The organism is Mesocryomonas lacus (genome assembly GCF_055730135.2).
Map to the genome: position 1 here is coordinate 32,816 of NZ_JBUZWE020000021.1, position 10,089 is coordinate 42,904.

10 protein-coding genes are annotated in these 10,089 nt (G+C 61.0%); 7 read left to right on the forward strand and 3 right to left on the reverse strand.

Features of this window, described 5'->3' with window-relative positions:
* The first annotated feature begins 121 nt into the window (after positions 1-121).
* From ACZLZY_RS23760 to ACZLZY_RS23785, 6 genes are all read left to right on the forward strand, one after another.
* Positions 122-1,069 carry a 3'-5' exonuclease gene (locus tag ACZLZY_RS23760; protein ID WP_472936458.1) on the forward strand — a complete coding sequence of 316 codons (948 nt, stop codon included), beginning with the start codon at positions 122-124 and terminating at the stop codon, positions 1,067-1,069.
* Positions 1,070-1,221: 152 nt separating this feature from the next.
* Complete coding sequence (locus tag ACZLZY_RS23765; protein ID WP_472936459.1) at positions 1,222-1,830, forward strand: hypothetical protein; 609 nt, start codon at positions 1,222-1,224, stop codon at positions 1,828-1,830.
* A 37-nt stretch (positions 1,831-1,867) separates the two neighbouring features.
* Positions 1,868-2,227, forward strand: coding sequence for a hypothetical protein (locus ACZLZY_RS23770; RefSeq protein WP_472936460.1), 360 nt, complete (start codon positions 1,868-1,870; stop codon positions 2,225-2,227).
* A gap of 34 nt (positions 2,228-2,261) precedes the next feature.
* Positions 2,262-4,367, forward strand: coding sequence for an AAA family ATPase (locus tag ACZLZY_RS23775; protein WP_472936461.1), 2,106 nt, complete (start codon positions 2,262-2,264; stop codon positions 4,365-4,367).
* A gap of 1,413 nt (positions 4,368-5,780) precedes the next feature.
* Positions 5,781-6,449, forward strand: coding sequence for a hypothetical protein (locus ACZLZY_RS23780; RefSeq protein ID WP_472936462.1), 669 nt, complete (start codon positions 5,781-5,783; stop codon positions 6,447-6,449).
* Positions 6,450-6,521: 72 nt separating this feature from the next.
* Positions 6,522-7,490: a hypothetical protein gene (locus ACZLZY_RS23785; protein ID WP_472936463.1), complete on the forward strand. Its 969-nt coding sequence runs from the start codon at positions 6,522-6,524 to the stop codon at positions 7,488-7,490.
* Here ACZLZY_RS23785 and ACZLZY_RS23790 read toward each other — a convergent pair.
* Positions 7,471-7,857, reverse strand: coding sequence for a hypothetical protein (locus ACZLZY_RS23790; RefSeq protein WP_472936464.1), 387 nt, complete (start codon positions 7,855-7,857; stop codon positions 7,471-7,473). The two genes, ACZLZY_RS23785 and ACZLZY_RS23790, sit on opposite strands and share 20 nt — an antisense overlap.
* Before the next feature lie 95 nt (positions 7,858-7,952).
* Between ACZLZY_RS23790 and ACZLZY_RS23795 the strand changes: the two genes are divergently transcribed.
* The gene (locus ACZLZY_RS23795) at positions 7,953-8,168 is read left to right on the forward strand and encodes a hypothetical protein (RefSeq protein WP_472936465.1); all 216 of its coding nucleotides are present in this window, start codon (positions 7,953-7,955) and stop codon (positions 8,166-8,168) included.
* A 320-nt stretch (positions 8,169-8,488) separates the two neighbouring features.
* Here the strand turns inward: ACZLZY_RS23795 and ACZLZY_RS23800 are convergent, their stop codons facing one another.
* A complete protein-coding gene (locus ACZLZY_RS23800; protein WP_472936466.1) occupies positions 8,489-8,971 on the reverse strand; it encodes a Ros/MucR family transcriptional regulator in 483 nt (160 codons plus the stop codon).
* Between the two features lie 339 nt (positions 8,972-9,310).
* Positions 9,311-9,574: a hypothetical protein gene (locus ACZLZY_RS23805; protein ID WP_472936467.1), complete on the reverse strand. Its 264-nt coding sequence runs from the start codon at positions 9,572-9,574 to the stop codon at positions 9,311-9,313.
* Positions 9,575-10,089 lie beyond the last annotated feature (515 nt).

A 10,089-nucleotide genomic window follows, 5' to 3' on the forward strand; every position in this document is an offset into this window, starting at 1 on the left:
GGAACATCCGGGAGGCCACTTTAAATAATTTTTGTGTTCGCTATATTCGCTCCTCCGCCGCCGTCCCGCGATGCCGAGATGGCGACTGTCGCGACCGGTGCAGTCCGATCCAGGAGCTCATATGCACCCGAAGCATTCATTCTCGCTCGATCTCCCGAACTCGCAGCCGGACGGAGCGAGGGGGCAACCGGCCGCACATGAGGCGATGGTACGTCAGCTGGAGGCGACCGGGCTCTACCGTGTCCTGCGTCGCCTCACCCCCAGGCCGATGCGCCGTGACACCGTGCAGATCCCAGGCACGAGCCTGAAACGCGGCATCATCATCGACACCGAGACGACCGGCCTCGATCATGCCACCGACGAGGTCGTCGAGATCGGAATGGTCGCGTTCACCTTCGACTCCGCGGGCTCGATCCATGACATCGTGGATCGTCACGAAGCCTTTCAGCAGCCGTCGCGGCCTCTTTCCCCGCTAGTGAAGGAGCTCACTGGCATCACTGACTCGGACCTTGCCGGTCGTTCCATCGACCGCGCAGCGCTCGCGGACTTCACGAAGGGCGCCGACCTGATCCTCGCGCACAATGCCCGCTTCGATCGGCCATTCTGCGAAAAGCTGCACCCGATCTTCGCCAAGCTTCCCTGGGCATGCACGATGGCCGAGATCGACTGGCGTGCGATGCATTTCGAAACTGCCAAGCTCGGTGTCCTCCTGACCCAGGTCGGATTGTTCCACGACGCTCACCGGGCGCTCGCGGACTGCGACGCGCTGCTCGAACTTCTCGCATCCGCCACCTGCATGCGGAAGGGAGCGTTCGCCGGCCTTCTGGAGTCCGCCCGTTCGACGACCGTGGAAATCACGGCGGAGGGCGCCCCTTTCCTGGCCAAGGATGTCCTGAAGGCGCGGGGCTACCGCTGGAACCCCGGGGACGATGGCCGAGGCAAGGCCTGGAAGACGACGTTGCCGGAGGGTGCGATCCGTGCCGAGCTCGAATTCCTGCAGACCGAGGTCTACCGGAATTCCTTCGTGCCCCCGATGCGGCGGCTCGATGCGACTACCCGCTATCGGTAGCCGATAGGCGGGTCCCCCGACTTTCGAACTGGCCGGCGTTAACCAAGGGTCAACCATGTCGGGCGGACTCCACTTGCAATAATTTCTGTGTTCGCTAAATTAATTTTGCGAACACAGAAATAGGCCCGTCGGCCGCAGCAAGGAGAACGCCGTTGAACTGCATGGAAATGCCCCTCTCCCATCCTTCGACACAATACTACCCGCGCCCGGGTGGCGTGGCGCCCTTCTCGACGACCTTCCGGAGCGCGAAGAACAATGCGGTCCTGACGGGCAGCATGCAGCAGATGGCGCTCTTCTTCCTCCTCGAGACGGAACCGGGGGTCCAGGGATACATGCCGCTCGAGGACGGCTCGGTCGAGGTCCGGCATTGGCACGGCATCTGCCTTTGCGCCGTCCTGCCGGAACGTGGCGCCGCCCGGGAGGATGCCTTGAGGCTCAAACGCGAAGCCGCCCGTCGCGGACGGCGCATGGTCCTGATGCCTGCCAAGCGGCTCGGGCGCTGGCCGCAGCGTGACTGCCGCCAGATGATCGCCGACGCGGGACACGCCCGACTGACCGCCTCCGAGCGGATCCGGGTCATGGATGCGCTCCTCGATGCCGGCGGCAACGCGCCCCTCGGAGACCTGGCCCGGCTCGTTCGCTCCGAGGATCCCGTCGCCTCGGTCCTGTCGCTCGCCTCGCGCTGCGTGATCTCCGTCGACACGGCCCAGCCGATCAGCTCCGAGACCAGGATCACTGTCTTCGATCCGCTTTCCCTCTAGGCCCGCCAGCCTTCCTTCGACCTCGCGAGGACATCCGATGCCGAGACTTCCGTTCTTCATGCCCTCGGTCGAACTCTTCCAGGAGTCCGCGGAGATCGACCGCATCGTATCGCTCGCCGCCGATCTGCAGGGATACCGTGCCGGGCTCGTTCCGACAGATCGGCAGCTGGCCGAGGCTCCGCTGCTGCGCGACTGGATCCCTCGCAGCGAAGGCGAATGCTGGCGCTTCGTCGGCGAGGTGTCCGGCATCGTCGGAAGAGAACCGGTGCAGGGCATCACCGGCGTCGTACGAGCCGTCGGCTTCTCGATGCGCTGGATGCGCTGCGACGAACGTCTCTGGCGCCTCGGACCCAAGATCCCGATCGAAGACCGGGATCACGAAGACCAGGACTACTGAATCACCCCTCACCCCCACAGTTCCAGGAGATTCCATGCTCGATACCCCTAAGCCGACCGGAACCGTGGACGATCCCGCCGCAGGTTTCGAACTGCCCGAAAGCGGCATGCTCGCGAAGCGCTTCGTCGCGATGCTGCTCGACAAGCCCGTGAAAGAGCTTCCGGACAAAGCGTTCCCGGGTTTCGATGATGACGACGATGAACCGGTCGACCGGTCCACCCTGTCGGTCGACGTCGCCATGGCGGCCGTCATGCTCGCGGCGCAGCTGGAGACGACCCCGCTTCTCCTGAAGGCCCTCCGCCGGGAGACGCCGGTCGTCCTGATCCAGATGCCCGACGAGAGCTTCGAAGAGCCGCTGGAAGAGGTGAGCCGGATGTGTCTCGTCGGGCACTCGACCAAGCTCATCTCGATGCACCAGCTCGACCAGATGCGGACGACGCAGCGACGCCTGGAACGTCGGTCCGCGGTGATCATGCCCTGTGATGCCGACAAGCGCATGCTTTCCAAGATCACGGCGCGGGCACTGACGGCGATCGCGCTCGATGTTCCAATCGTCGCGCTGGCGATCAACGTGCCCGTGACGGTCCCCGAGACCCTGAGGACGCTCTCAGACCGCACGGTCGCCTTCGGTCCCTTGGACGCCAGAAGTATGGAGGTTCTGATCGAGGCGGTTACTGGCGACGCCGTCCCGGTCGATGACGCGGCGTGGATCGCCGCGGTCACGCCGAGCGACCTCAGGATGTCCGTCTCCCTGAACAGAGGCGGGGCGGCCTCGCTCGACAAGCTCCGCAAAGCGGTCGAAATCCGCAAGGCCAAGACGATCGACGCGCCGCTTGTCCAGGATCTCTCCGGTTACGGGGAGGCGAAGGAGATCGCGCTGGGCATGATCTCCGATCTCGAGGCGTATCGTGCCGGCAGCATCCCCTGGAGCGCCGTCGATCGCGGCCTCGTGCTCGCCGGCCCGCCCGGGACCGGCAAGACCTTTTTCGCCGCCAGCTTTGCCCGAAGCGCCGGCCTTCCGCTCATCGTGGGATCGTTGGCGACCTGGCAGTCGAAGGGGCATCTCGGCGACACGCTGGGCGCGATGAAGAAGGATTTCGCGGCGGCACGGGCAGAAGCGCCGTCCGTCCTCTTCATCGACGAGCTCGACAGCTTCGGAGACCGGAGCAGCTTCCACGATCACCATCGCGACTATTCGAGCCAGGTCGTCAACGGACTTCTCGAGGAACTCGACGGAGCACAGGAGCGCACCGGCGTCGTCGTCCTCGGCGCCACCAACCTGGTCGACCGGATCGACCCCGCGATCTTGCGACCCGGTCGCCTCGACCGGGTCGTCCACATCGAACTTCCCGACGCGGCGGGACTGGTCGGGATCATCCGGAGCCTGCTTGGCAAGCAGCTCCAGGATGACGATCTCATGCCCGTGGTCCTCGCCGGACGCGGCGCCTCGGGTGCCGATGCGAGCGCGTGGGTCCGTCGCGCCCGCGGCATCGCCCGCAGGGCCGGACGCGAGCTGGAGATTGCAGATCTTCTCGCCGCGGCGGGTGAAGGACGCAACGTGCTTTCCACGGAGGAGCGCTGGAGAGCGGCGGTGCACGAGGCCGGGCATGCCTGCGCGGCGATGGCCCTGAAGCTCGGCACGGTGCTCGAGCTGACGCTGCACGGCACCGGCGGAACGACGGCGTTCAGGCCTTCGGCGTCGATCCTCACCCTGGACGTCGCCATGGCGGGCATCGTCCAGCTGCTTGCCGGACGTGAGGCGGAGCGGGCGATCCTCGGCCAGGTGTCGGCTGGCGCCGGGGGGCCGCCGCACAGCGATCTCTCGCAGGCCATGCAGACGGCGCTCTCGATCGAGAGCTCCTGGGGACTGGGTCGTCTCGGGCCGGTCTGGCTCCAGTCTCCGGGCGTTCCGAGGGGCCCCGTGCCCGACATCGTGTTCGCTTCCGTCATCAACCTGCTGCATCATGCCGAGCGCGAGGCGGCCCGTCTGGTGATGGCCAACGTCGCGGCGATCCGACGGTGTGCATCGCGTCTGGATGCGGAGGGCAGGCTCGGCGAAGTCGCGGTCCTGGAAAGCCTGGGCAAGGTGAAGCGGTTCACGCCGAAGTCGCTGCAGCGCGATGACGACGTCGCCGCGTAGAGCGCCGGGGAGCTGCAAGTCCCGGGAGCATTCCCATTCACGCCGCGAGCGCCATCCGGGTTCGGGAACGCCCGATACCCGGATGGACCGCGCAGGGTGCTGGGAACAGTGCCGCTTGCATGGACTTGCGCCCCGTCTCAGTCGGGGGAGATGGATTCCCTGGCAGACGGGACAGGTCAGCTGAGAGCCGGGATCGAGAACCCCATCATAAGCCGCCCGGCGTGCCGGACCGCCGACGAAACGCCCGGCGATGAGAAGCGTCCGCATGCAAGCACTTATCTGCCCATCCGTGCGGACCGGAGTATCGCAACCTGCCTGCAAAGAAGGTCGACGTCGCAGACTGTCTTCACGTAGTCGATCACCGTCGCCCAGGGTACGGACGGCATTGCGACGCACTCTGGGCCAACCTCGCCAGCTTCCGGCATGATCGCATAATTTATACGGGTGATCCGGGGCGTCCGAGCACCAAGCCATGCGGTTTGGCTTACCAGGAGGCGGCCGAAGCGAAGCTCCGGCGTCATTCGATGTGCCACCAAGCCCGAGCGGCACGGGCATGCTGCCGACAGTTGCCGTATGATCCGCAAGGCAGCCCTGTACGGTCGGTCAGAGGAACAACGAGTTCACGCCCCGAAGGGTATGGAGCGATCGTCGTTCCATGGGCACCCGCAGTTTCCCTGGAGGCTGTCGGGTCAACGGCAGGCCAGGCCCAGTCCATGGGGGACGGAGCGACGCTCGAGCGTTCGCCGCCATTCCGTCGAGGGACAACTTCATTACGTTGTGGCCGGTAGCGTCGAGGATCAGGCCGGCGCCTTCGCGAAGATGCCGGATCGACGGGACGTGACTGGACTTCGGTTCGACCGTGGTGGCGCCCGGCCGCTTTGCCGCGAAACGCACGAGGTCGTGAGAGATCGTCCGGTCATTCGTCACGACAGCGAATAAATTGGGCTCCGTATCGCAAGCCGCTCCGGGCTCTTGACGGAAAACGGTTGGTCCGCATTCTCCCTTCGGGCAGCCCGCAGCGCCCGCACACTGACTTCCGGAACGTCGCCAGCGAAACTCTCGAGGATAGTTTCCTGCTTCAATCGGGAGAGGCCATCCGTATCCGCTACGCGGGACGATACAGTCGGCCTCGGATATCTTGCCCCCGGCGCGGCATGGTCCTCGCCTACTTCCGGCACCTGGACAGACATGTCGACAAGTGCGCTGACCTTAGGTCGGACGCCGGTCTGGCTGATGATTGCCCCACCTTTTCGGCAATGCCAAGTGTCCGATCGAGGCGGGTGCGCTCCATAGGAGCCGACGATCAAATTTTGCCGCCTGTCAAGCTTTAAGGCAAAAAAGATAGTACATATGTCACCATGAACATTGACTCATGCGTTCCAAGCACGACTCGTGTTGGTGGAGACGAAGGGAGTGCCGGATTTGAAAGATCGACAGGTCCAGGATTCATCCGCCAGCGGCGGCCTTTTCCTGTCTGCATCAGCGCTTTCGGAAGCCATGCAGATCCATGAAAGCTATCTCGAGCACAACATGAACCTCGACAAGGAGGCGATCGCGGATCTTCGCATTTTTGTCCAGGAGGATGACTGGTCTGATTTCGACAGAGTCTATCTCTGCCTTTACAAAATATGCCTGCTAAACGGATCAACTGTACGTAGACTGAATCCAAGTCGATCTAAAATGGAATATATAATAGACAGATCTCAGGAATTTAGAAGCGCCGCATTAGAAACATCTGAAATTGTAATAGTGGATTTTTTACTTGATATTAAGCTTCAAGGAATTCAAAATCGATATGCCCTATTAGATGAGCACGCGGTATACTCGCTATCAAGCTTCAGGAGGGCCTTTGAGAATCACATGCCTTTCGTTAATAGACTTTCTTATATTGACACCGGATGTGTTGCGATGTCTTTTTGTGTCGAGGTTCCAAATGCAGTCGAGTTAAGCAAATCATATGGTATTGGGAAACAAAGTAATATTGGCAGCACGCTCGTTGAGCAACGGCTCTCGATGCCTTTTTGGCGGACACTGACAGACAGATTTTCAGTGCAGGTCCAGCAAGTCGAAACGCTTAAATAATAATCAACAAAATATTGCTGGGTCATCATGTCGGAAACGAAATACGTCTGTTTTGTGCCTTTGTCCGAAGAGATGGATTATATCGACGAGGAATTGCAACGTCATAATGCGACCTACGTCAGAGGTGGAAAGTTCGATAAACGCAGGCCGATACATAATTACGTCGTTCCCTTCGGGCGTTACGGCAGGGGGATCGAAATCCAGTTCGTCGTTCTCGCCGAGATGGGGAATACGGGTGCCGCCGCGACAGTCTATGGTCAGCTCGTCAAGGAAACCCCGCCCGCAGCTTTCATAGTCGGTATCGCCGGGACGCTCGACGTCGACGAGTTTGCGCTCGGGGACGTCGTTATTTCGAGCAGCGTCAAATACATCGGTCCTGACAAGGTCAAGAAGTTCGACGAAAGTCGCGAGCGCTGGTCCAAGCCGGGGGATGACCGAAGTGACGGATCGGTCAGCCATCTGGACGACCGGAAACGCCTTGGCACGGACAGCTGGTTGCGGTTCCGACGTGATGCACTCGAGTTAGGCGATTCCAGCGTCCTCATCTCGCGGTATCTGAAAAGCCGCAAACCGGGAGACCGTCCGCATCTCGAAGCGGACGCACATGTTAGCTCCACCACCGGATCATCACCCAGGATGCCGCTTCTCCGGGAGGGGGCGATCCTCGGATCCGAGTGGGTCGTCGATTCCGAGGAATTCGTCTGTTTTCTCAAGGATAGGGAAAAGGACGAGCAGCTTGGTTGGTATCACGAGTATGGGGACGCATCGGAGAAGGCGCGCAACAGATGGCTCAATACCCGGATAGCCTGCGTCGACATGGAGAGCTATGGCTTCTTCAGATCCGCGACCGCATTCATGGAGAGAGAGTCACCCAGGATGCACGCATTCTCGATCCGAGGCATATCCGATCCCTGTCAAGGCAAGGGTATGCTGGAGGCAGCAAGCAAGAACTCGATCCGAGCTACGGCCGCTCGAAACGCGCTGGCGACATTCATCGACTTCGCCTTCTACCTGGATTCCCTCAATGTCGCTTTGCGATGACGGCGCATTCCGGCGGTGAACGGTCTTGAGGGCGGGCCCTCGACCCGAGGGACAGCAGCAGCGTGCTGACGGCAAGAACCGGGCTGACGCCTGTCTTTCCGGTTGTTGGGCCGACCCGGGAAGAGATGGCGGCCGATAAGGGCAACTCGACGCTCACGCCACCGATTTCCGAAGGTAGCAGCCAACCCGTCTTCCAGGCGATGGGAAGCACGAAGACGGCGGGCAGGTAGAAGGACCATCCCCACGCCAGGATCTCGATGCCAAGTGCCGAGATCACCTGCCAGGGCGGTAAGGAGACGACCGGCAGCCAGAGCCATGGCGCCACCAGCGTCGCGAGGAGGACTGGCGGCGTGAGGATGAGGCTCACCTTCGTGTACTGGCATCAGGTGATCGTCTGCCCTTAGTCCGCGAGGACGTGGAGCCGGAGCAGCGTCGCCAGACTGGTTGCCTGCGTCGATCATCATGACGGGCAATTTGTTCGAGGCCGATGCCGATGCGATCCTCAGGGCCAGGGTCGAAGCGCCGGCGGAACCAGTTGGCTCGAGTGCAGGGCAGCCCTCGGCGAAGGACAACATCGACCATAGTCCTTGTGGGCACGCCGACGTCGCCATTGCGGTGGCCGGCGTTCTGACCGCGCTTAAGAACGGCGGCAGCGGCTACACGCTGAATAATCCATGATGGGTAAGCTTCGAGTTATTCCTGTCCTTATGCGGGAAAGCGGGCTCATCGGGCTGAAGGAAGCCGTCGACCGGTCGAAGCGTTCACTAAATACTTTCGTCCGGTGGTGCGGGCAGAGCGGTACCGGTCGCCAGGCAGAGCCGTCGGCACCTTGGCAGATCTCGGCAGTTGCGCTCGAGGAAAAGTAGTAAAAAGCCGATCAGGCTTTAGACGATCTGCGCCGCGGCAACTTCACCATGCAGCGAGTCAGGCGATACGTCGAGCGCCTCGGACTGGAGTAGTAAGGGCGCTCGATCTTTCGACCGTGCGCCCTTGGTGCATCAAACGTCCGCGGCGACCTTCTTGGCACGGGCAGGCTTCTTTGCAGCTACCGGCTCAGGCGAAGGATCCGACTTCTTACGGCCAAGGCCAAGGCTCAAAGCCAGTTCTGAGCGCTTGGTCGCGTAGGCTTGCGCCACCATCGGGTAGTCGGCTGGCAGGTTCCACTTGCGACGGTAATCGTCCGGCGACATGCCGAACTTTGTAGCCAGGTGGCGCTTCATTGATTTGAACTGCTTCCCGTCTTCCAAGCAGATGATGTATTCCGGCGTAATTGACTTTTTGACAGACACAGCTGGTACAGGAGCGACGTGATCCGGGACTGGGGCAGCGGCCGGCTCTCCCAGGGAATGAAGAGAGTTGTGAATGCTCGCGATCAGGGCGGGAAGATCGGTAACGGCGACATGATTGTTGCTGAGATAGGCGGACACGATGTCTGCGGTAAGCTCGACCGTTTCGTTCCGATCGGAGTTTTCGGTATCCATCAAATTCTTCCTGATTTTTTCTCGTTGAGCTGCTGGATGCAAGTGGAGCGTGACTAGCAGCTATCAAACAAGATGCAATACGGATCAGCTGATAGTGATAGTTCATCAGCTGGTTTGTCATGTTCGTATATGCTGAGACGCATCCACCGCACTATCGTCTCTCGCTATGGGCGAATGAAGGTCGACCTGTGAGGGTTTTGTTCAATGCCCAATTAATCGAACATCGCGACTGATCAGCTCTTCATGTAGTGCGCTCGGGTTACGTCCAACTTTCACGCAGAGCTCTTCGACACTGCGAACCGCGCCGGCATTACCCCGAACGAATTCATCATCACCGATTCAGCCGAGAAGCTTTCTCGCTCCGGCGCGCCCTTCGCCGGCGTCTTCTGCCGCGGCGAGGCGAGAGCGATATTCAAGGCGATCGCACGCGGCAAGTCTGTAGGCACCGCTCGCCGCAGCATCCTCGAGCGTCTCGGCATCATGGCGCAGGGCGATATCCCGCACACAATTACGTTCTTCAGCAGCCCGGCGAACAATCCACTGACGGTTGAGGTTAAGGGGCCCTTGAACCCGATGAACGACACCGGCGAGTTGCAGGCCCAAGGTCACCTACAGAGGCGACAGTGACGAGTAGCGATCCCCTTTCGCCGCAGTGACGTGAACGACTGGTGATGATCACCGAACTACTCGCCCCAAACAAGTCGAGCGAGCGCGCATCAGCGTGGCCAAAGCTACAGGGATCCTGAAGCGCGCCGGGATCAACCGGGAAGAGGCGCTGTCCCTTCCTCTGGCCCGCGAGACGATCGTAGTCATACAACCGGACACAGGGGCCACCGACAATGAGATCGCTTACCTACCGCCCGCCTACGGCCCGCCTTGGCAGAAAATGAATACCGGCGAAAGCATCCCAAGACCGCCTAAAAGGCCGAACGGTCGTTTTTATTGGAATTGCGCCAGGTTGAAGTCGAAGCAGATTCAGCGCTTGGGTTATCTACCCTCGCCTAATTTCGACATTTAAAGGTTTGTTATTCTTAATTTAGCTAATGTGATATTGAGGAAGTTCGGTATCTTATGCTCACCCTTAGCAGTTGGCATACTCGATCGGCAATTAGCAGGAA

Excerpts from the sequence above, each read along its gene's own strand:
- ACZLZY_RS23760 (WP_472936458.1), top strand. The coding sequence starts at position 122 with ATGCACCCGAAGCATTCATTCTCGCTCGATCTCCCGAACTCGCAGCCG.
- ACZLZY_RS23770 (WP_472936460.1), top strand. The coding sequence starts at position 1,868 with ATGCCGAGACTTCCGTTCTTCATGCCCTCGGTCGAACTCTTCCAGGAG.
- ACZLZY_RS23775 (WP_472936461.1), top strand. The coding sequence starts at position 2,262 with ATGCTCGATACCCCTAAGCCGACCGGAACCGTGGACGATCCCGCCGCA.
- ACZLZY_RS23785 (WP_472936463.1), top strand. The coding sequence starts at position 6,522 with ATGGATTATATCGACGAGGAATTGCAACGTCATAATGCGACCTACGTC.
- ACZLZY_RS23795 (WP_472936465.1), top strand. The coding sequence starts at position 7,953 with ATGACGGGCAATTTGTTCGAGGCCGATGCCGATGCGATCCTCAGGGCC.
- ACZLZY_RS23800 (WP_472936466.1), bottom strand. The coding sequence starts at position 8,971 with ATGGATACCGAAAACTCCGATCGGAACGAAACGGTCGAGCTTACCGCA.